Raw genomic sequence first — 22,576 nt, forward strand, 5'->3', positions numbered from 1 at the left:
CACATGAAACAAACCTGGAGATGGTTCGGCCCGAGTGACCTGGTCAGCATTGACGATATTTGTCAGGCCGGTGCACATGGTGTGGTTTCCGCCCTTCATCATGTGCCGAGTGGCGCTGTCTGGACTTCCGATGAAATTGCCAGGCGTCATGCCGAAATCGCGACCATGAAAGATGGTGCGCCGTCGGGGCTGACCTGGGATGTTGTTGAAAGTCTCCCGGTTTCCGAATCGATCAAACGTCGGGTTGGTCCGTGGCGTGATCACATCGAAGCTTACAAGCAAAGCCTTCACAACCTTGCCGATTCCGGCATCAGTATTGTCTGTTACAACTTCATGCCGGTTCTTGACTGGACACGCACGCATCTGAATTGGCGACTATCCAACGGTGCGACCTGTATGCGTTTTGACCTGACCGATTTCGTCGCGTTTGACCTGTTCATCCTGAACCGTGCCGGTGCGGAAAATGACTATCCCGCCGGAATCGTTGCCGAAGCCAAAAACCGTTTTGCCGAAATGACGGACAAACGCCGTGCCGAGCTGGAACGAACGGTTGCCTTTGGTTTGCCGGGGTCGGTTGAAAACCTCTCTCTGGATGATCTGCGTGCTCTGCTTGAAACCTACGCCGTGATCGACGCCGATACGCTGCGGGCCAATCTGGTCGCGTTTCTCGAAGAAGTTGTTCCGGTCGCGCGCGAGGTTGGTATTCGTATGTGTTGCCATCCCGATGATCCGCCCTTCGCGCTTCTGGGGTTGCCGCGGATCATGTCGACCGAAGACGATTACGCCTTTATCATGCGTGCTATCGATATTCCGGAGAACGGTATTACGTTGTGTTCCGGCTCACTTGGTGTCCGTCCTGAAAATGACCTTCCGGGGATGATGAGGCGCTGGGGGGATCGCGTGCATTTCATCCATTTGCGCAATACCAAACGCGAAAGCGAAGGCTTGCCGTGCAGTTTCCACGAGGCAGAGCACTTGGACGGTGACACCAATATGGTCGATCTGATCGAGGAAATCCTGCGAGAGGAAGCACGCCGGAAGGCTGCGGGACGTGTGGACTGGAACATCCCCATGCGTCCGGATCACGGGCAGGATATTCTTGATGACCTGAACCGGAAGGGACAGCCGGGTTATCCGGCGATCGGGCGTCTCAAGGGCCTTGCCGAGTTGCGGGGGGTAATGATGGCACTTTCTGCAAGGTTTGATTTGCTTGGGGCCCAAAAATGACACCTTCTGATAATTCCGCTGCTGCCCCCCATGCAGATATGGCAATGGCCGGTATCGTGCATATCGGTATTGGTGCTTTTCACCGCGCCCATCAGGCGGTTTATACCGACGTGGCGATGCAGGCCAAAGGCGGGAACTGGCGCATCATCGGGGTCAGTTTGCGCAGCACTGATATTGTAGATGCCCTGAATGCCCAGGACTGCGCCTTTACGGTGATTGAACGTCATCCGGATGGCCCCAGGGCCCGCAGGATCACCAGCCTGTCAAAGGCAATAGCGGCTTCGCGTGATGTTGCACCGGTTTTGGATGCACTTGCCGATCCGGCAATCCGGATTGTTACCATCACGGTCACCGAAAAGGCATATGGCATTGATCGGGTGTCGGGGACGGTTCAGGCGGAACATCCGGCTGTAAAACATGATCTGGCATATCCCGCCACGCCAACCGGGCTTCTCGGGATATTGGTTGCCGGGCTTAAGCGCCGCAAACAGGCCGGCATTCGTCCATTTACAATCGTTTCCTGTGACAACCTGCCATCGAACGGGGTGTTGTTGCGCAACGGTGTGATTGACTTTGCCAAGCGAAGCGATCCGGACCTTGCAGGGTGGATCAAGGAGAATGCGTCGTTTCCCTCGACGATGGTTGACCGGATTACCCCGGCTGCAACAGCGACAACGCTTTCGGATGCCAAGCGTTTAACCGGGATCGACGACCCGGCGGCAATTGAAACCGAACCCTTTTCACAGTGGGTTATCGAGGATGATTTCCCCGATGGCAGGCCCGCCTGGGAAGAAGCCGGTGCAATTCTGGTTCACGATGTAGAGCCATACGAGCTTATGAAGCTTCGTATGCTTAATGGCAGCCATTCCCTGATCGCCTATTTGGGGCAAGTCGGTGATTATCGCTATGTCCGCGACGCAATGGCGAACGAGGCTTTCTCGCAACTTGTTGCGCAGCATATGGAAAATGCTGCCGCAACGATGGCACCGCTTGCCGGGATTGATTTTTCGAATTATGGGGCCGAACTGGTCGCGCGTTTCCGCAACCCGGAAATCGCACATGAAACCCGTCAGATCGCTATGGATGGCACCGAAAAACTCCCGCAGCGGATTTTTGCCCCGGCCTGCGACCTGCCACAGGAAAGCAAGCAGATCGGCACATTCGCCCTGTGTTTTGCTGCCTGGATGGCTGTGATGCGTCAGCGCGTCAATACTGCGCCAGACGCGGCTGCCGAACTTCTAAATGACCCGCGTGCGGACGAAATAATAGATGCATTGGCCGTTTATCAGGATGCCGCAGATATATATGAAAACCTTTCGAAGCTTCCGGGCTGGATGCCCAGACAGTTGCAGGATAGTTCGTTCTGGCGTGAAGCCGTAATTGAACGTCTATCCATATTATTGTCGAGCGGTGCCGACGCTGCCATCACGTACGAGATTAATGAGTGACTTTACGATCGTTGATCGCGGTCGGTGAATGAGCGATCGAAAGGACATCTGATCAGCTAAGGCATCGCCACTTGTCGATGTTTAGCATGTTTTGATTGGTGCGGTTACAAAAAGCATCAACAATATTGAAAATGATTATCATTACTGATAGGTTCCGCTCGTCACCTTAGTGGGGGCTGTCTGTCCGGGCGCGGGAAACGAGCCGTTGGACAGGGTTTCATAGGCAATGATAGAACATACGCATGAGTTTCTGGCGGAACACACTTGCAAAGCTGTTCGAAGACCATCGGCGCCAGCTTGTCGCGATGGTTGTCCGGCGCATACGTGATCGTGAAGTTGCGGCCGAACTTGTGCAGGATGTCTATGCGCGTCTGATGCAGTCCGGTGATTGCGGCGAGCCGGAAGCCAATACCAAGATGCTTTATGCGTCAGTACGCAATGCCGTCATTGATCATCACCGCAGCACCTTTGGCCGCGCGAAGGCCATGAACGGGGTCCTTCCGGATCAGATATGGCAGTGTGAAACGACGTCTCCTTACGATCATGCCGAAGCCCGTCAGGCGCTTTCCGCGCTTGACCGTGCCTTGCTGGAACTTTCGCCAAAGGCGCGCGAGATGTTCATCCTTCATCGTGTCGATGGCATATCCAACGCGAAATTGGCGAAAAAGTATGGCATTTCCGTCAGTGCGGTGGAAAAACAACTGGCCCGGACCATGCGCCATTGTCAGGAACGGCTGGCAGCCTATCGCGACGACGTCTTATAAATCCCATACGTGCTATGAGGATATTTTATCGTCATCCGTTATTGTTTATAGAAAGGGAATTTGGCGGATCACATCATTTACTGATATGAACGCCAGATCATGACGGGCGAACCGGGAACCTATGCAAGGCGCTTTTGAACCGACTGAACAGCAAAAGGACGAAGCTGCACTCTGGCACGCAAGACGGGCAGGTGGTTCGCTGTCGGCTGAGCAGGAATACGAGTTCGAACAATGGCTGAATGCAGACCGCAATAACCGGCTGGCCTTCGATCAGATGCGCGTGATTTGGGCCCGGATCGAGGAGCCGGCAAGACGTCTTTCTGAAACCCGAAGGAAGCCAGCACTTTCCGGTTTCCTCTCATGGTTCCGCCCGCGGCGCTCTTTTGCCGCCCTTGCGGGAATGGTATTTGTCGCGGGCGCGGTCTTTTTCCTTCATCCCGATTTCATCGATAACATCCAGGCCGATATCGTTACCGGGCAGTCAAATGTCACTGCAATTGCATTGCCTGATGGTTCGGTTGTGCGGCTTGCGGCCAACAGTGCGTTATCGACCGACTTCGATAAAGGCCACCGGGAAATACAATTATTGCGGGGACAGGCATTTTTTGAAGTTGTCCACCGTAATGGCGATCCGTTCCGGGTGCGGACCGGCGATGCCACGGTACAGGTCGTTGGCACTCGATTCAATGTGGATCGCCTTTCACAACAGACTGTTGTGGTTGTCGAGGATGGAGCTGTTCGCGTATCAAGCGGGCTGAATGAAAACGGTGTTCTGCTGGGACCGGGGCAGCAGGTTGTTGTCAATGACGGAACCCTCTCGCCATCTGAAATCGGCGATGTCGGACTCGCACTATCCTGGATGAAGGGGCGGCTTAGTGTGCACAACATGCCCGTTTCAGAGCTGACTGCCCGGTTGGAAAACTTTGATGCAGGCCGCATAGTTGTGATTGGCGATGTAGGAACGCGCAGCATTTCCGGCAGTTTCCCGACGACCGATATTCCCGGATCGCTTGAAACTGTTGCCGACGCAATTGGCGCAAAGGTCGTTAGAACCTCGCCATGGTTGACAGTTATTTATTGAGATTGCGAAAAATTCGCAAAAAATCATTCTCCGATGTGAGGACTCTTATTTCCCGTTCGTTTGTCTTTTTAGATGCAGGGGGGGACCTGCCTGACAGAAAAGACGTTTATGGAGCGGGAAGTTGGAATTCAAACAAGCAAGAACAAGAACATACTCTCTGATTTCGGCATTGCTGGTTTCAACCGCAATGGCCGTGCCAGCAACATCGGGGGCGCTGGCGGCAAATGTGCAGACCGAAATTGCACAGGCGACCTATTCATTTGATATCTCGGTTTCCTCCCTTGCTGCAGGGGTTGCTGAAATCGGTGCCGCATCAGGCTGGCGGATCGCCTATACGATCAATCTGCCGTCTATCGATGGTGCGCGCGATATTCGCGGCGATATGACCGTTCCCGCCGCGATAGATGCATTGCTGCGCGGTACCGGACTTTCCTATCGTGAAGCCGGGGAAAATTCCCTGATCCTGATCGACCCGGCGGCGGAAGCCGGGCAAAGCGGTGCGGCGGTTGTTGATCCGATCCGCGTTGAAGCCAACAGCACGCAATCCGATCTGCCACCCGCCTATGCCGGTGGCCAGGTTGCAACCGGTGGCCGTCTTGGCATGCTGGGTAACACGGACATCATGGACGCGCCGGTCAGCATCACGAGTTATACCAGCGAAAAGATTGCCGATCAGCAGGCCCAGACCATTGCGGATGTCTTAAAGCATGACCCATCCGTTCGGGCACCAAACAGTAGTGGCGGGATGCTTGATACTTATCAGATACGTGGCTTCAACATGAATACCGGCAACTCTGGCGAAGTTTCCTTCAATGGTGTTTACGGTGTCGCGCCAACATATCGGGCGCAGACCGGCTATGCCGAGCGCATCGAAGTTCTTAAAGGACCAGCTGCGCTGCTGGGGGGTATGGCACCTAATAGCGGTGTTGGTGGTGTGATCAACATCGTTCCCAAACGTGCCGGCGACGAAGACCTTAATCGTGTTAGTGCCGATTATGGACTTGGTGAGCAGGCAGGGAGCAATATTGATTTTAGCCGTCGCTTGGGTGACGAGGGCCAACTAGGGGTGCGTTTCAATGGTGGTTACCACACCGGTGACACCTACGTTGATCATCAGGAACGTGAGGCGACGTTGGGGGCACTCGCACTTGATTATCGCGGAGATGATTTTCGCGCGACTCTTGATCTTATTGACCAAAGAGAAAATCTGAATGCGCCATTCCGTGAGTTACAGGCGATCGATACACCTGTAATGCCAGATGCTCCTGATGGCAGTACGAATGTTGCTAACGAGTGGGAGTGGTCTGATGTAACGGATCAGTCGGCTCTCTTGGGAGGAGAATATGACCTTACAAATCACTTGATGGTATTTGGCAGTGTCGGCGGTGGACAGTCCGAAGTTGATCGTTTGTTTGGGTATCCTATGATCGAGAATGCAGCTGGGGATACGACAGATACAGTGTCGTATGCACGTTTTCAAACCAAGCGTTGGACGGCCGACGCTGGTATACGTGGTGAGTTTAAAACCGGTGCAGTTAATCACGAGGCGACATTCCAATTAAGCCGTTATTCTGACGAGTTCCGGAGAGGTTTCAGAAATGGAACTGATACGTTGAACTCAAACATCTATGCGCCTGTTGCTAATCCTATAGATGCTGTTGCGGCACCTGAGAGCCGTATCAAAACTTCTGAAACTGATCTTACCGGGATTGCTCTGGCGGATACGTTGTCAATGTGGGATGACCTTCTCCAACTGACTGTGGGGGCTCGTCATCAGCAGATTGAAACGGACAACTTTAACAATGTAACCGGTGCTTTTGTTTCCAGTTACGATGAGAGCGTCGTAACACCGATGGTGGGCGTTGTTGTTAAACCAACTAACACCTTGTCGATCTATGCAAACTATCTTGAGGGACTTAGCCGGGGAACTATCGCGCCAGATTCAGCAGCCAATGCCGGCGAAGTAATGGCACCATACGTTGCCAAGCAGATTGAGACAGGTGTGAAGCTTGATTACGGCAACTTCGGTGCTACTGTGGCGATATTCCAGATCACCAAACCGTCAGGGCAATTGGTAAACAACGTTTATAACTCCGACGCAGAACAGCGAAATCGTGGCATTGAGCTTGGTGTCTTCGGTGAAGTTATGCCCAATGTGCGGTTGCTTGGCGGCGTCATGTTCCTTGAAGCGGAATTGACCAAAACCAATAGTGCGACGACAAAGGGAAATCAGGCGGTTGGCGCACCGGAAATGTCAATCAACCTGACAACCGAATGGGACACACCATTTGCACCGGGGCTGACGCTGAGTGGCACAGTCAACCATGTTTCGGAACAATACATCAATACAGAGAACACTAAAGATATTCCTGATTGGACGACATTGGACCTAGGTCTTCGGTATAAAACCATTGTTGCCGAAATGCCGGTCACTTTCCGAGCGACAATCCAAAACGTAACGGACGAGGACTATTGGGCGGGTGTCAACGAATTCAGTATGGTCTCTGTCGGGGCACCTCGTACGGCTCTGCTGTCTGTAACGGCTGACTTCTAGTCTGATGTCCATTCGCTGGCAGATACATCTTCTGTTTATCATCCAGCTGGTCTCGATGGGCGCGATGGAGATGAGCGGGCCGTTCTGGCCCGTTCATTTACATTCATTAAGCCATTCGGACGACCTGTTCACATTTGCCAGTATTGCGGTCTATGTCGGGCCGATGCTGGGCATCATGCTGACCAGCACGTTCTGGGGGCGGCTTGGGGATCGGTTCGGTCATAAGGCCATGATGATGCGGGCCCTTTTCGGGCTTGCGATTACCCAGCTTGCGCTTGCCTATGCCAATGACGTGTGGCTGATCCTGATGTTGCGGTTCCTGCAAGGGGCGTGTGCGGGCTATATTGCGCCAGCACAGGCTTATGGCGTCAGCATCGAAAGTCCGGCAAGACGGGCAAAGCTTTTTGCCTATCTTCAGGTTTCAACCAATGTCGGGTCGCTTGGCGGCGCATTGGTCGGTGGTGTGATCCTTGATCATGCGGCTTTCTTCTGGATCAACTTTTCCGCCGCTATTCTTTGCACGATCTGTTTGATCTCGGTCTGGGGATTGCTGCCGGTTGTAACGCCAAAAGGTAAAAACCGTGATGCCGCCCCGGATGCAACGTCCGTTGCAAAGATCAGTATTTTGCGATCTCCACAGATCATCTCCCTGCTGACCATTCTGGGCATTTTGCTACTCGGCAGAATGGTAACTCAATCGCCGTTTTCGATTTATGTGCTGAACATCTTTGACGTCGGCAACTGGGTTGTCGGTCTTTGCTATGGCTTGCTGGCACTTGGTTTTGTCGTTTCGGCATCCCTTTGGGCGCGCTATTTCGAAGGGCGTGCTGCGCGCGATGTTCTGGGTGGCATGTGTCTGGTGATTGCTGGATGTGTTGTGGTGACTTTGCTGGCCGGTATGACCCGGTCGATCTTTGTTTTTACCGCAATGTATTTCATCTGGGGTGTGTTGCTGGGCGCGACCACACCGGTATTGACCGCCCTTGTGTCCCGCGAGGCGGGTGATCATCGTCAGGGGCATGTGCTTGGCCTTGCGCAAAGTACGGCGCAATTTGCATCTATCGCTGGCATCGCCCTTGGCGGCTGGTTCAGCCAGGCCGCCGGTCTTCCAAATATCTATTTCCTTGTCGGTCTTGTTTACGCCATCGGGTTTGTCCTGACCGTTTTTGCACGTGCGCGTGCAGACACGATTGCCCGACCCTCAGAAATTCCCGGAGAATAATAATGATCGTAAAAACGATATCGCGCCTGATCACAGCCGTCGGTTTAAGCCTGCTTTTTATTCAGACGGCCTTGGCCGAAAAGATCACCGTCACGGACATTGCCGGACGCGAGTTCGAGGTCAATGCGCCGATCCAAAGGGCTGTCTTGGGTGAAGGGCGGCAGATTTATATCATTGCGGCACTGGATCGTGAAAATCCGGCGAAGCGGATTGTTGGCTGGCGCAAGGATCTGATCGAGGCAGACCCGGCCACCTATCAGGCCTATCTGGCGAAGTTCCCAGCCTTTGGCGATATTCCGGCATTCGCCGGGCTGGAACAAAGCCTGATTGATATCGAAACCACGATTGCGCAAAAGCCTGATGTTGTGTTCCTGAACCTTGAAACACAACAGGCCGTGGACGAGGCAAACTATGTTGAAAAGTTTGGTGCGCTTGGTATTCCGGTGATCTATGTCGATTTCCGGCATGATCCGGAACAGAATACCGAGCCATCAATCAGGCTGTTTGGCAAACTGTTTGATCAGGAAGCCCGCGCAGAAGAGTTCATCACATTCCGCGCTGCTGAAATTGCCCGCGTGACGGATAAACTGGCGGAAGCCAATCCATTGCGACCAAAGGTCTTCATTGATCGGGCTGCCGGTTTTTACGAGGATTGCTGCCATTCATTCGGGGATGGCAATTTCGGTGCGATGGTTGAAATGGCGGGAAGCGATAATATCGCCGAGGACCTGATCCCGGGAACATTCGGGCAAATCAATGCCGAACAGGTTCTGGTTTCAAGCCCCGATCATGTGATCGTCACCAGTGCCGCGTGGGATGCCTATGTACCGGGCGGAAAATGGGTGCCAGTCGGGCCTGGGGCGGATGCGCAACTGGTCAAGGAAAAGCTGGAATATTATCCGACACGTTCGGCCTATCTTGGAATTGCGGCGCAAAAAACGTACGCTTTCCACGCTGTCTGGCATCAGTTCTATAACAGCCCCTATCAGTTCGTCGCGATCCAGCAGATGGCAAAATGGTTCCATCCGGACCTGTTTGCCGACCTTGATCCCGACGAAACATTCCGCCAGCTTCATGATCGCTTCCTGCCGATCGATTATCAGCCGGGCTATTTTGCGTCATTGAGCGGAGCGAAGTAATACGGTAATACCCCGCTATATCACGATGGATATGGCGGGGTATTTTGCGGTCTAAATGATTTCCAGAACCGGTGTGGTCAAAAGCTGTCCCGTCGTGACATCGCCGATGCCACGGTCGGTTTGATGCGGGCCGGGGTTGCAGGCCAATGTTGCGCCGAACAGGGCCTTGAAAACCAGATAGGGCGGTTGCCAGTCGACAATCGCATCCGTCGCGGTTCGGATATCGGCAAATTGCTGCGCAACATGATCCATCGGTGCGTCTGACACCAACCCGCAAAGTGGCAGCGGAAGAAGCGCATCAAGTTTGCCGTTTGATGCGACCGCCATGCCTCCACCGGCACGGATGACGGCATTGGCCGCGACCATCATGTCGTGTGGATTGCCACCAAATACCGTAACATTGTGGCTGTCATGCGAGACGGTGGTGCAAACGGCACCTTTCCAGTCACCCCATCCGGTCAGGAAGCCGACGCGTGGTTTGTTGTCTGCCTTTCCGTGGCGATGGGCAACGGCGATCATGGTCGTGCCCATAGGCGGCACCACATAGCCGTCTTTGACATCGGCGTCGTCTGTTGCCCAGCGAGTAAAGCGTGGCCGGTCAATGGTGGCGATCCGGACGCGATCCCCGGATGCGGGAACACGAAAATCATCGATGGACAGGACATCCATCTTCATGGTGTCAGATAGGGGGGCGGGATCAATCGAAACCGCCCGTGATGCCATTTCACCGGCCCCGGCGACGATTTCACCATTTACAATAACCTGGCGTGCCCTGAAATCGGTCAGGTCGTCAAAGATGACAATATCTGCACGCCGTCCGGCAGCAATCAAACCAAGATCGGAACGGCCAAGGCGCATCGCGGCATTCAGGGTTGCCGCCCGCAACGCCCATTCTGGCTTCATGCCATAACGGACCAAGCGACGGACTACATCATCAAGCCCGCCGGCATGAAACAGGTCATCGGGGAATACGTCATCGGTACAAAGCGTGACGGTTTGCGGCAGGAAACCCAATTCATTAAGCGTCTCGACAAAGCCCGGCAGCAGGTGGTCATGCGATCCGCGCATTTCAATCGCAAGACCGGCACGCAGTTTGGTCATCAGATCATCGTTTGAAACCAGTTCGTGGTCTGAACTGACCCCGGCCGTCATAAAGGCGGCAAGATCGGTTCCTTCGAGGCCACGGGCATGACCGCAGACAAGTTTCCCCGAAGCAAGTCCTGCCTGCATGATATTGGTCATACGTGCATCGCGATCAATCACGCCGCGCATATTCATGACTTCAGCAACCCCGGCGATTTCGGGCCAGGAGAGCATTTCGGCCATGGCATCACCATCAAAATCAGCACCGGACAGTTCAAGGCCGGGGGCGGCGGGAACGCAGGACGGTGCCAGAACCAGAACACGTAATGGCAGGTCACGTGTCGCATCAATCGCCCAGCGGACACCATCAAGCCCCAGAACATTGCCAAATTCATGCGGATCCCAGACGATTGTGGTGACGCCGCGGGGGACGACCGTTTCGGCATAGATCGCCGGTGTGACCATCGAACTTTCGATATGCATATGTGTGTCAATCAGGCCGGGACTGACATAACCGCCCCGGGCACTGACGATCTTGCGGGCGTCGCTTCTGGTTGCCGGTTCATGGACGCTTGCAATCATTGGACCGATCAGGCCAATATCGGCCTTGCGGATTTCACCGGTCACCATATCGACAAGCTTGCCGCCCGTAAGCAGGATATCGAACGGTTCATCGCCGCGTGCGGCGGCGACGGCACGTGTGCGCAATTTATGGCAGGTCAGATCACCGGGTTCTGTCGTGCGGTTATTCATTTCGCTGCTTCCGCCTTGAGGGCTGAAAAGATCAGGTCGCGCGCGCGTTTTGTGTCAACAGAAACGGCATATTGCGCGTTTTTCATCACGGTCGGGCTTGGGGCAACAATGGTTTGTCCGCGCGAAGGACTGTGGCTGGTATCAATTTCGATATGTGCATCGGCAAAGCTGATCGCATCTTCATCAATCACCGCGACTGCCGCACAAGGATCGAAAACCGCCATCGCATCGCGCCCGCGTGACAGGGCGATATTGATGTATCCTTCGGTCAGATCGGCCAGAAGCCCTGCATTTTTCCCGCCAGCATTGCGGATAGGTGGAACATCATCTGGGGTGGCAAGCACCTGCCGGCAAAGGTCAAGATCAACCATGCGCAATTGCACCTGATGGGACAGGGTAATGGCGACCGCTTCGGGGTCGGCAAAGGCATTATATTCGGCGAGGGCGGTGTGATTGCCGCGCGTTACGGCACCCCCCATCCATGTCACACGGTCGATTTTGCGCGCCAGATCAGGCCGGGCCAGAACCAGCGATGCAATATTGCCAAGCGGACCAAGGGCCAGAATATGGCGTTCGTCATTCGGTCCGGATTTGCTTTCAAGCCAGTTACAAAGACCGTCGAACGAGCTGCATTCTGCAATCGGGCGGCAATCGGGAAGATGTACACCGCTTGATTGCATGCCAAGGGGCCCAAGAATCCGTTCGGCGGTTTCAAGCTCACCCATAACCGCCGTTTCGCGACCGGTATAGATTTTGAAATCCCAGTCAAACTGGCGCGCGGCACTGGCAGCATTAATGCGCACGCGCTCAAGAGGGGAGTTCCCGGCAATCAGCGACATCCCGTCGATCTGCTTTCCGGCATGGATGACAATCAGCACCGCGGCCAGATCGTCAAAGCCCATATCGGTGTCGATCCAAAGCCCCATCAGAGGCTCCCGACCCGGGAAAGGGATGCTGCCTTTGTCACAGGCAGATCGAATTTCAGGACAGAACCGAATTCATGGGCAGGAAGGCTGGCATCGCATTCCGCCTTGATCGGGCCAAGCGGGGTATCAAGCAGATATTCCCGTGTTCCTCCAGCAAAAGACGTACCGCGTATCGTGCCCTCGAACGGCCCATCGCCAAGGGTGACCATGGACGGGCGCCAGGCAAGGCCTTTGGCATCACGCGGGGGCGTGTCCGAAAGTTCGACAGTTCCGGTTGGGGTTTTAAGTTTGCGGCCTTCAAGTGCGAAGACATTTTCAAAGCCGACAAAGTCCGCAACAAAATCGGAAACAGGGCGGTTATAGATATCCTCTGGCGTGCCGATCTGCTCGATATGACCGTCTAGCATCACGATAATCCGGTCGGCCATGGCAAGGGCTTCGACCTGATCGTGGGTGACAAAGATCATCGTGACACCGCTTTCCTTTTGTACGCGCTGTAATTCGGTGCGCATTTCAAGGCGTAGTCGTGCATCAAGGTTTGAGAGCGGTTCGTCAAGCAGCAGCACTTTGGGTTCCATCACCATCGAACGCGCCAGCGAGACGCGCTGCTGCTGGCCGCCGGAAAGCTCGGCGGGTTTGCGTGTCGCGAATTTGGACAGCCCGACAGTCCGAAGGCCTTCCTGCACCTTGTCGTCCAGTTTCTTGCCACGAATCCCCATCAGCTTCAGGCCAAAGGCGACGTTTTCATAGACATTAAGGTGTGGAAACAGGGCATAGGACTGGAACACCAACCCGACCGGACGTTTGTTGGCAGGGGTCCGGGTGATGTCAACCCTATCAAGGATGATCGCACCCGATGACGGTTCCATCAGGCCGGCGATTGCGCGCATGGTGGTGGTTTTGCCGCAGCCCGACGGGCCGAGCAGGGCAACCAGTTCACCCTTGCCGATATCAAGATTCATTTCCGGTACGGCAACATTTTTGCCGTAAGACAGGGTCAGTTTTTCAAGACAGAGAAAACGGGCATCAGACATAGCGGGAAAATCCTAGGAAACGTTCGGCCAGAAAGACAATGCCCAGCGACATGAAGGCCAGCAGCGCGGACAGGGCTGCGACCGACGGGTCATAGGTGATTTCCATATAGGCGAGCATGTCGATGGGAAGAGTTCGGACGCCGGGGCCCGACAAAAACAGGGAAACCGGAACCTGATTGAAGCTGGTGACAAAGCCCAGAATGAAGGCAGCAAGAATACCACCACGGATATTGGGCATCACCACGCGGAAAAAGGCGCCAATCCGCGATGATCCCAAAAGCACGGCGGCTTCTTCGATGTCAGATCGCAAATTGTTAAGACTGGCCGACACCACGCGCACCGCATAGGGCAGGATCAGTGCGGTATGCGCCAGAAAAAGCGCAAACAGAATGCCGAAATTGAAAGGTACGACGAAATAACGCAGTAGAGCCAGACCGACGATAATGCCCGGCACAATGATCGGCGATGATACGATGGTCCTGATGGTTTCCGCACCGGGGACCTTGTAGCGCGAAAGTGCATAACTTGCCGGAATACCAAGGATCAGGGCGGCAAGCGTACCGCCGATGGCAAGAAACATCGAGATACCGAAACTGGCGCGGAAGCTTTCGACTTCGAAGACTTTCAGCACCCAGCGCAGGGACAGGCCCTGTGGCGGGAAGGCAAGCGTTTCACCAGCCGACAGCGATGCCGCGATAATGATCAGGAACGGACCAATCAGAAAGGCCAGTACCAGCAAAAGAATGATCGGGGAAAACAGCTTGTTGGTCATCGCTTGTTCCTCGCGGTGGCAAGGCGTTTGAGCAGAAGGTTGGCTGCAAACGCCATGACGATCAGGATCAGGGCGATCACACTGGCCGATACGAAATCATTGGCCACGGTCACGCGCTGATAAAGCAGGGTTTCAAGCATCAGGACCTTGGACCCGCCGAGAATGGCCGGGGTGATATAGGCGGTCATGGATCCGGTAAAGACCAGTGTGCCACCGATCACAAGGCCTTCTTTGGTTAGTGGCAGGATGACTTTGGTGAAAACCTGTAACCAGTTGGCACCAAGAACGCGGGCGGCCGGCACCGCATCGCGCGGCATGTTTTCAAGCGCACTGATCAGTGAAATGATCATGAGTGGCAGGAACAGTTGCAGCAAGCCGATGAAAACGGCGGTTTCGGTGAACAGGAAGCGGATCGGTTCATCCGATAGCCCGACGGCAACCAGTGCCTTGTTCACAAATCCGGTCCGGCCAAGGATCACCAGCCACGCATAGGTCCGCGCCACCGGTGAAATCATCAGCGGCAACACAACAAGCCCGGTGATCCGGCCCTTACCCTTCGGCGGCAGATTCACGATTGCAAAGGCCGCAGCATAGCCGATCACGGCGGAGGCGGCAGTTACCAGTGCTGCAAGCTTGAGCGTGCGCAAAAAGACGGTCTGATTAAGCGACTGGGAAAAGAAATCGATATAGGCCTGTATCGTCCAGCTATCGCCCGACCGAAAGCCTTCGGACAGAAGAATCAGAACCGGGGCCAGAAAGACCACAGCGGCAAAGATCGCGGCAGGGAGGACCAGCGCAAAGGCTTCGGCCCGGTTCTGAAACATCTCGGCAACCTTGTCGTCGGTTAAGTCAATAAATGGAGGTGCGAGCAGGGCCCGCCTGATCGGGGCAAGTGGCGATATGCACCGATCCGATGATGGGTTTGGTGTCGGTTACTGACCTACCTTGTTGTTCCATTCCGACAGCCAGGTTTCCTGATTGTCGATGGCAACCTGTGACGGAATCAGATGCAGGTTGGCAACGGTATCGGCCCCATAGGTCAGGTTTTCGGCAATCTTGTCGGAAACCTTGACGTCCTTGTTGGCCGGGCTGTCGACAAGGTTTTCTGCCAATGCCGTCTGGATTTCGGTCGAAAGCCAGAAATCCATGAATTCAAGCGCAAGATCGCGGTTCTTACTGCCTTTGGTCAGGACCATGACATTCATGCCGCCCGACTGACCTTCTTTCGGGGTTGCCCATTTGATTGGCAAATCCATTTTCGAAAAGCCGGACCATGCAAAGCGCCCGATGGGGGCGGCCCAGATTTCTTCCTGCTGCATCAACTGCACCAGTTGGGAAGAACGGACATAGAAGGTGACGATCTCGTCCTTCTTTTCGCCAACGGCGGCAATCGGGGTTTTGAGCGACGGATCTTCATCGCCAAGTGCTTTGCCCAGCATGTATAGGGTCAGCGGGCCCTGTGTGGTCGTGACGTTCGGAAGCGCGACATGGTCAACCACGTCATCCGCCAGAAGATCGGACCAGCTTTCGACTGTCATCTTGTCAGAACGATAGGCAATCGAGCTGGCATAGAAGGTGTAACCGATGCTCATGCCATCACCGTTCGGATCTTTGGCAATGTCATAAAGCTTGTCAAAGTTCGACAGTTTTGATGTATCGACCTTGTCGGTCAGGCCGTCCTTGGCAGCCGCCAGCGCATCACGCATGGAAATAACCGCAAGGTCGATTACCGGATCGGCTTTGTTGGCTTCGATTTTGGCAAGACGTTCGACCGAGTTGCCGGTTTCAACAACCAGTTCGCAACCGCATTTTTCTTCGAACGGGTCATACAGGATTTTCTTGAATTCATCCTGTGCAAAACCATAGACCGAAATGGTCAACGTCTTTTCCTGGGCCTTTACCGCACTTACGGACAGCAAAAGGGCAGCAGAAGCCATAAGCAGTTTTTTCATCGGAATCACAGCGTTTCTCCGGTTGGGAAGGGTGCGTCAGGGGAAGCTGCCGGGCCGCTTGACGCGCGGACCATCAGTTCCATCGAAACCTTGGACGTATCAGCAGTGACGGTCTGTTTTGCCGCCTTGCCATTTTGAACGGTGGATTTGCCCTGTTCGATTTCACGGACAAGGGCGGCGATGGCCAGTTCGGCAATCCGGGCCATATCCATATGCACGGTGGTTAGCGAAGGGGTCACAACAGGGGAAAAAATCAGATCGTCAAAACCGGTTACGCTAACTTGCTGCGGGACCTTGATCCCGGAGGTCTGCAATTCGGTCAGAACGCGAAGGGCATGCAAATCCGAAACGGCGGCAATTGCTGTGACCCCGTTTTGAACGTGGTCAATCAGGCCAAGCGATGCCCGTTCGCCACGTTCGTGCATCAATGTTTCAAGCCAGATCGTTGTATGACGGGTATTGCGACCAAGGGCCGATTTCATGCCCCCTATACGGTCATTCTGCACATTCGATGCCGGATCATGCCCGATCAGAAGAAAGTTCTGATGACCCAGATCGACCAGATGACGCGCGACCTTCGCCCCGCCTTCCCAATGGTCCGCCGAAACGGTGTTGCCCGGTGTCGACGGGGTATCGACCATTGCAACAGGGCATCCAACATCGCCGATCCGTGTGCCTCGACGCGGAATGACGACCAGACCGTCAACGCCACGTTCGATCAGGCGGCTGATGGCCTGTGTCTGGGTGGTGACCTTACCGCGGGAGTCCGCAATCAGAACCCCATATCCGGCATTTGATGCCGCCGTTTCCATGGCTTGCGCAATTTGCGGGAATAGCGGATTGGAAATATCGGGAAGGACAAGCCCCAGAACATTTGATCGACCCGTGCGAAGTGCGCGGCCCGCATTACTGGGAACATAACCAAGCTCGTCAGCCTTTTTGCGGATCTTATCAACCAGATCGGCCGACACCCGGCCTTTTCCTGACAGCGCGTTCGATACGGTTGCCGAAGACACGCCCAAGGCGTCGGCAATCATGCTCATATTAGGTCCGGAACGCGGTGAAGCCACTTAATACCCCCGTCAAACACCCAAAAGATGTGATCTGGCAACATTGACTAACTGGTTAATCGATTAATCATACGCTACTGGACTCTTTTTAAAGAGTCGAGGATAAATTTATACAATATCCGTAGGTGGATCATGCCAAAGCAACGGCATTTATGCGAAGCCTTTGAAACAAGGCGAAAAACCCGGGCGCGGAAAATTTCCGGCCCCGGCGTGGTCGGGATGTGTTTCAGGGGCAGGTTTGCGGGGGGTTAAACGATGCCGATGGCAGCCCCGTCGCTGCGTGGATCATGGGCACCGTCAACGCTGCCGTCAGGTGCGATCCGGATGATGCCTGCCTGTCCGGCAAGCGCGCTTTGCGCCTCGATTTCACGCAGGATATGCCCGCGATTTTCCAGTTCGGCAAAGACGGTTGGTCCGGCGTCTGCTTCGAGTTTCAGGCTGTCACGGGAATCAGAAAATGTTTTCCCCAGAAGGAAACGGGGGCGGGAAAGCGCATCGGCCGGAGATAATCCGAAATCAGTCAACCGGGTTAATAGCATGGCCAGCGTCTGGGGTTGCCCGTCAGCCCCCTGCGTTCCGTAAAGCAGGCAGGGTTTGCCGTTCCGCAACGCCAGACCGGGGTTCAATGTATAAAATGGTCGTTTGCCCGGTTTAAGCTGGTTGGGATGGCCGTCGATTGTGCTGAATGCCGCGCCGCGATTTTGCCAGACAATGCCGGTGTCACCTGCAACAACGCCGCTCCCCCAATCGAAATAGGTGCTTTGCAACACACTGGCGCAATTCCCCTGCGCATCCGTTGCAGCAAGGAAAACCGTATCGCCGTGGCGGAAGGGATATGGCCATTCCATCGCTTGGTCTATTGCAATATCGGCGGCATTTTTGCGCAGCATTTCAGCACCCAGCATATCGCTGAAATCAAGGTTCGTACCGTCGGGGTCACCAATCCGGTCGCGTTCAAGAAAGGCGCGCTTGATGGCTTCGATCACCAGATGGAAATGATCCGGATTGCTTTCGTCCCAATCCTTGATCCCCAATTCACGCAGGATGCCCATGGTCATCAATGTTGCCAGCCCCTGCGTTGGCGCAGGTGGGGCAAACAGCGTAACATCCCCATAGTCTAGCGAAACGGCATCCGCCGTCCGGGTGCGGGTCAATTCCAGATCGCGGGCCCGGATCGGAGAACCGGCTTCTTCAAGGCCCTTGGCAATGCGGGCAGCCAGATCGCCTTCGTAAAAATCACGTGCGCCATTTTTGGCAATCAGTTTCAGGCTTTTGGCGAGGTGCGACTGGACAAATATTTCTTCTTCTTTGTAGGGCTGCCCGTTCGGGGCAAAGATTTCGGCAAAGCCCGGCCAGTTGCGATAATCGTCTTTTCGGAAATTCAGCCAGAAACATTGCGACTTGCTAACAGGAAAGCCGTTTTCGGCCAGACCAATCGCCGGTTCGATCAGATCGGCAAGCTTGCGCGTTCCGCCCCAGTGACGTGCGGAATGATCAAGCGCGTGTTGCCAGCTATCGACCGTGCAGGCGGTGGTCAGGGTTGATGCCGGACCGCGCAAAGGAATAGGGACGCCTGCATCGTATCTGGCATCAAGTGCGGCCTGTCCGATGCCAAGGAACGATGAAACCTTGCCGGTTCTGTCGGCAACCATCCAGACGGCATCGCCGCCGATGCCGCAAAAATGCGGATATGTCACGGCGAGAACCGATGCGGTGGTCACAACAGCCTCAATCGCGGTTCCGCCGTCACGCAGGACCTGGGCGCCTGCTTCACTGGCGGCGATACTCGGGCTTGTGACCATCGCGCGATAGGGTGTGGAAATGTTGGCAGCACGCATATCGGCATCTTCCGTAATAGATGGTTGGGTTGGAAATGAACGATCAGATTGTGTGGATCGACGGTGGCGCAATTGCATGCAATCGACTATACAGAGTTGCATCCATCATTATTGTTGCCGGGATCTTATGAAGGCTTCTGATAAAGCAAAGCATCGCAATGAACTGATCAGTTCGGCATTGCGGTCCGCAATTCTTGAACGTGTTCTGCTGCCCGGTATGAAGCTGCCCGAAGATTCCCTTGGTGAACGCTTCGGCGTCAGCCGTACTTTGATCCGTCAGGCGCTTGAACGGCTTGCAGCCGAGGGGCTTGTGGAACTTCGGCGCAATCGCGGGGCGATGGTTGCGAAGCCAAGCCTTGAAGAAGCCCGAGATATATTCGAGTTGCGTACCCAGATCGAGGACCTTGTGATCAGCCGCGTGATCAAGGAGATGACCCCGGAAAAGCTGGTTGAACTTGAAGCCCATCTTGCCAAAGAGATCGAGGCGGAACACGCGTCCGAACCGATTTCGATCCGGCTTGCGACCGAGTTTCATATCCTTCTGGCAAAGCTGGCCGGAAGCCCGGTTTTGTTGCGTTACGTCGAAGAAATCGGCTATCGCTGCGGGCTGACATTGTCGCTTTATGCGCGGCCGCATTCGACCGATTGCGGCATACAGGAACACCGCCAGATTATTGATTCCCTCGCCCGTGGGGACGAGGAAAAGGCGCGTGAATTGATGCGTTCGCACCTGACGGCAGTTGCCGACCGGGCGTTGATCACGCGCAAGGAAGCAGGGCCGCTTGTGTATCTTGATGCGCTTGAACCCTATGCCCGCAAAGTGCGTGACGGTCAGGAATAGACCGTCACACTGAGGTGAGTCCGACGGTAAGAGCCGTGACACCAGATCAGGCTCGAGTGCCTTGGCGGATCAGAATGCGTTCCGCACTTTCATTCCAGACATCCATTTTAACGATCTTGCCGTCCCGAATGACAAAGCGGTCAACGTAACGATTGCCGTCGAACGGTGTTCCATCCGGCCATTCGCCATATAGCGTGCCCACGCTATAAACCACGGTTTCGTCTTTGCCCGGTGCAACGTCGAACTGTCCGAACTTCTTTTTCACCCATTTATAGCGTGCCGCGTTAAAGGCGGTCGTACCCGACGGATGGTCGTATTTCGCGCCGTCGGTAAAGGTGATGACAACATCGTCCGACATATAGGTTGCGGCCTTTTCCGGATCTGGCTTCATTGATGCGTCCAGAAAATCGCGCACAATTTGGGCGTCGGGTGACAATAGTTCCGGGGCATCCGGGGCAAGTGCGGCGGTCATCTTGTATCCTCGTTTCGTGCGATTGATCTTTGATCAGCATAATACGGCGGCAGATTTTTTGCATGCACTAATTTTATGCAATAATTGCATGCAATTTGCGTATACATGAGGCAATCCAAGTCGGAAGTCTGGTGTGAAAACTGATAGTGTCTTGAATTAAAACGATTTTGATTCTTGGCACGTGGCTTGCTGCACTGCGAAGGCCAACAGGCACTTCAAAATAATCAGGGAGTCTCACATGTCTGCTTATTCGCCTATCCCGAAACTGACACGGCGTGCCGCGCTTTTGGGGGCTGCTGCTGTGCTGATGCTTGCCAGTGCATTGCCGGTTACCGCTGTACGTGCCGAGGATACCGTGAAGCTTGGTCTTGTCGCAGCCCTGAGTGGCCAGTCGGCCAAGTCGGGGGAGGCCATCACGCGCGGCATTACCCTTGCGATCGACAAGATCAATGCCGAGGGTGGGGTTCTTGGCAAGCCGCTGGAACTTGTATCGCGCGATGATGAAAGCAACCCGGGGAAGGGTCTTGTCGCGGCGCGTGAACTGGCGCAGCGCGAAGGGGTTGCTGCCCTGATCGGTGGTCTTGATACGCCTGTATCGCTCGCCATCGTGCCGTTTGCTAATCAGCAGAAAATTCCGTTTGTTGGTCCTTGGGCGGCCGGTACGCCGATCACCAAAAACGGTGCGGAAGAAAACTATGTTTTCCGTGTCTCCGCCGTGGATGAATATGTCGACGAAGCGATCACCGAATATCTGGTGAAGAAATACGGTGCCAAAAAACCGGGCATGATCCTGATCAACAACCCATGGGGGGAGTCTAATGAGAAGGGGCTTCTAAAGGCGCTAGAAAAACGCAGCATGCCCAATGCCGGGATTGAAAAGTTTGAATCAAATGATGTTGATGTTGTCCCGCAGCTGACACGCCTTAAGGAAAACGGAGCAGATTCCCTGTTTGTGGTTGCCAACGTGGCCCCGACCGCGCAGGTCGTTAAATCGCTTGATCGCATGGGCTGGGATGTTCCGATTTCATCGCATTGGGGCCCGGCTGGTGGTCGTTTTACCGAACTTGCCGGTGCCAGTGGCGAAAAGGTTCATTTCATCCAGACCTATCTCTTTACCGATGCCTCAAGCCCGATGTTCGTGAAGCTTCAGGAAAAATTCCCGGAAATCAAAACGCTGGCCGACGTTACCCCGGCGACCGGTATCGCTAATGCCTATGACGCGACCCTTTTGATTGCCGCAGCTATCGAAAAGGCTGGTTCGACTGAAGGCCCGGCTGTTCGGCAGGCAATGTACGAGATCAGCGGGATCGAAGGCATGATCAAAACCTATGACAAGCCATTCACCCCGGATGATCAGGATGCGCTTGGTCCGGAAGACTACACCTTCGCGAAGTTTGTCGAAGGCGAAATCATTCCGATCACTGACTGATTCCGATTTTCCCTGCGGCCCTGCCTTACCTGTTGTGGCCGCAGGGAAACCGCGTGCCATTTTGCTGCGGTTTCGTGCGAAGGATAATTTGCAATGACCTTGTTAATGGCCGCCCTGATTACCGGTATCGGTTTGGGCAGCATGTATGGCCTGATCGCGCTTGGCTTTCAGATCACTTATTCGGTTTCATCCAAAGTCAATTTTGCCCAGGGCAGCATGGTCATGCTTGGGGCTGTTTTGGGTTTTGTTTTCTGTCAGCAGTATGGAATGCCGGTGATTTTGGGTTATCCGCTGGCCATTCTGTGCTGTGGCGTGATGGGTGTTCTTGTTGAATTTTTCCTTGTCCGTCCGTTTGCGGTTCGCAATTCCGAAGCGTGGCTGATGGCAACCGTGGCAGGCGGTATTTTGCTTGATAACGCGGTGCTGTTTACCTTCGGAAATGAACCCAGAACCTTGCCATCGGTTCTTGTGGAAGACAGCTGGAATATTCTTGGCAGCGGGGTTTATCCGCAACAAATCCTGATCCCGATTGCAGCAATTGGTGTCGCATTGGGATTGCATGCGCTGTTTCGTCATACCCGACAGGGCCGGGCGTTGCTGGCAGTTGTGCAAAACCAGACAGCGGCGAAGCTTATGGGGATCAACACCACGGTCATGGTGACCGGATCCTTTGCCATATCATCAATGCTGGCCGGGTGTGCCGGACTTTTGATCGCACCGCTTTTTTCCGTGCATTCAGACATGGGAACGCTGTTTGGCCTGAAGGCTTTTGCGGTTGCCATTCTGGGCGGCATGACATCGGCTTATAGCGTCATGCTGGCGGGGTTCATCTATGGGATGGTCGAGGCCGCTGTGACCACCTATCTCGGTTCGTCCTATACCTTCATCGTTGTCTTTGCACTGGTGATCGCGGTTCTGACGATCAAGCCAAGTGGCCTGTTTGGCCGTGCTGCCATCAAGAAGGTGTAGGG

At 54.6% G+C, this 22,576-nt stretch carries 19 protein-coding genes; 10 read left to right on the forward strand and 9 right to left on the reverse strand.

The annotated features are described in order from the left end of the window. The first annotated feature begins 3 nt into the window (after nt 1-3). The 7 genes from uxuA to TH5_RS16260 all read left to right on the forward strand — a co-directional run bounded on the left by uxuA (nt 4) and on the right by TH5_RS16260 (nt 9,435). A complete protein-coding gene (gene uxuA / locus TH5_RS16230) occupies nt 4-1,227 on the forward strand; it encodes a mannonate dehydratase (RefSeq protein WP_114122719.1) in 1,224 nt (407 codons plus the stop codon). Beyond that, nucleotides 1,224-2,675: a mannitol dehydrogenase family protein gene (locus TH5_RS16235; protein ID WP_114122720.1), complete on the forward strand. Its 1,452-nt coding sequence runs from the start codon at nt 1,224-1,226 to the stop codon at nt 2,673-2,675. Before uxuA ends, TH5_RS16235 begins: the two co-directional genes overlap by 4 nt. A gap of 242 nt (nt 2,676-2,917) precedes the next feature. Then, complete coding sequence (locus TH5_RS16240; RefSeq protein ID WP_114122721.1) at nt 2,918-3,439, forward strand: RNA polymerase sigma factor; 522 nt, start codon at nt 2,918-2,920, stop codon at nt 3,437-3,439. A 121-nt stretch (nt 3,440-3,560) separates the two neighbouring features. Beyond that, complete coding sequence (locus TH5_RS16245) at nt 3,561-4,520, forward strand: FecR family protein (protein WP_114122722.1); 960 nt, start codon at nt 3,561-3,563, stop codon at nt 4,518-4,520. A gap of 121 nt (nt 4,521-4,641) precedes the next feature. Further along, nucleotides 4,642-7,074, forward strand: a complete 2,433-nt coding sequence (locus tag TH5_RS16250; RefSeq protein WP_114122723.1) for a TonB-dependent receptor — start codon at nt 4,642-4,644, stop codon at nt 7,072-7,074. A gap of 4 nt (nt 7,075-7,078) precedes the next feature. Beyond that, the gene (locus TH5_RS16255) at nt 7,079-8,296 is read left to right on the forward strand and encodes an MFS transporter (protein ID WP_114122724.1); all 1,218 of its coding nucleotides are present in this window, start codon (nt 7,079-7,081) and stop codon (nt 8,294-8,296) included. Nucleotides 8,297-8,298: 2 nt separating this feature from the next. After that, nucleotides 8,299-9,435 carry an ABC transporter substrate-binding protein gene (locus tag TH5_RS16260; RefSeq protein WP_114122725.1) on the forward strand — a complete coding sequence of 379 codons (1,137 nt, stop codon included), beginning with the start codon at nt 8,299-8,301 and terminating at the stop codon, nt 9,433-9,435. 51 nt (nt 9,436-9,486) lie between these two features. On the opposite strand, the gene TH5_RS16265 is transcribed toward TH5_RS16260, so the two are convergent. The 8 genes from TH5_RS16265 to TH5_RS16300 all read right to left on the reverse strand — a co-directional run bounded on the left by TH5_RS16265 (nt 9,487) and on the right by TH5_RS16300 (nt 18,863). Next, nucleotides 9,487-11,271, reverse strand: a complete 1,785-nt coding sequence (locus tag TH5_RS16265; protein ID WP_114122726.1) for an adenine deaminase — start codon at nt 11,269-11,271, stop codon at nt 9,487-9,489. Next, the gene (locus tag TH5_RS16270) at nt 11,268-12,197 is read right to left on the reverse strand and encodes a nucleoside hydrolase (protein ID WP_114122727.1); all 930 of its coding nucleotides are present in this window, start codon (nt 12,195-12,197) and stop codon (nt 11,268-11,270) included. The genes TH5_RS16265 and TH5_RS16270 overlap by 4 nt, the downstream gene beginning before the upstream one ends. After that, entirely contained in the window at nt 12,197-13,231 is a 1,035-nt protein-coding gene (locus TH5_RS16275) for an ABC transporter ATP-binding protein (RefSeq protein ID WP_114122728.1), read from the reverse strand. Before TH5_RS16275 ends, TH5_RS16270 begins: the two co-directional genes overlap by 1 nt. After that, nucleotides 13,224-14,003, reverse strand: a complete 780-nt coding sequence (locus TH5_RS16280) for an ABC transporter permease (RefSeq protein WP_037990613.1) — start codon at nt 14,001-14,003, stop codon at nt 13,224-13,226. The genes TH5_RS16275 and TH5_RS16280 overlap by 8 nt, the downstream gene beginning before the upstream one ends. Further along, nucleotides 14,000-14,827, reverse strand: a complete 828-nt coding sequence (locus TH5_RS16285; protein ID WP_037990615.1) for an ABC transporter permease — start codon at nt 14,825-14,827, stop codon at nt 14,000-14,002. The genes TH5_RS16280 and TH5_RS16285 overlap by 4 nt, the downstream gene beginning before the upstream one ends. 108 nt (nt 14,828-14,935) lie before the next feature. Continuing rightward, nucleotides 14,936-15,955, reverse strand: a complete 1,020-nt coding sequence (locus TH5_RS16290; protein ID WP_114122768.1) for an ABC transporter substrate-binding protein — start codon at nt 15,953-15,955, stop codon at nt 14,936-14,938. Nucleotides 15,956-15,960: 5 nt separating this feature from the next. Next, nucleotides 15,961-16,998 (reverse strand): LacI family DNA-binding transcriptional regulator, encoded by a 1,038-nt coding sequence (locus TH5_RS16295; protein WP_114122729.1) that lies wholly within the window; start codon nt 16,996-16,998, stop codon nt 15,961-15,963. A 275-nt stretch (nt 16,999-17,273) separates the two neighbouring features. Further along, nucleotides 17,274-18,863 carry a gamma-glutamyltransferase family protein gene (locus tag TH5_RS16300; RefSeq protein ID WP_208638466.1) on the reverse strand — a complete coding sequence of 530 codons (1,590 nt, stop codon included), beginning with the start codon at nt 18,861-18,863 and terminating at the stop codon, nt 17,274-17,276. A gap of 127 nt (nt 18,864-18,990) precedes the next feature. Between TH5_RS16300 and TH5_RS16305 the strand changes: the two genes are divergently transcribed. Then, nucleotides 18,991-19,704 (forward strand): GntR family transcriptional regulator, encoded by a 714-nt coding sequence (locus TH5_RS16305; protein WP_114122730.1) that lies wholly within the window; start codon nt 18,991-18,993, stop codon nt 19,702-19,704. Between the two features lie 46 nt (nt 19,705-19,750). On the opposite strand, the gene TH5_RS16310 is transcribed toward TH5_RS16305, so the two are convergent. Further along, on the reverse strand, nt 19,751-20,176 hold the full coding sequence (locus tag TH5_RS16310; protein WP_114122731.1) for a nuclear transport factor 2 family protein: 426 nt from the start codon (nt 20,174-20,176) through the stop codon (nt 19,751-19,753). A gap of 238 nt (nt 20,177-20,414) precedes the next feature. Between TH5_RS16310 and TH5_RS16315 the strand changes: the two genes are divergently transcribed. Beyond that, nucleotides 20,415-21,605, forward strand: a complete 1,191-nt coding sequence (locus tag TH5_RS16315; protein ID WP_062951510.1) for an ABC transporter substrate-binding protein — start codon at nt 20,415-20,417, stop codon at nt 21,603-21,605. 93 nt (nt 21,606-21,698) lie between these two features. Continuing rightward, the gene (locus TH5_RS16320) at nt 21,699-22,574 is read left to right on the forward strand and encodes a branched-chain amino acid ABC transporter permease (RefSeq protein WP_244204949.1); all 876 of its coding nucleotides are present in this window, start codon (nt 21,699-21,701) and stop codon (nt 22,572-22,574) included. Nucleotides 22,575-22,576 lie beyond the last annotated feature (2 nt).

The organism is Thalassospira xianhensis MCCC 1A02616 (genome assembly GCF_003326475.1).
GTDB lineage: Bacteria > Pseudomonadota > Alphaproteobacteria > Rhodospirillales > Thalassospiraceae > Thalassospira > Thalassospira xianhensis.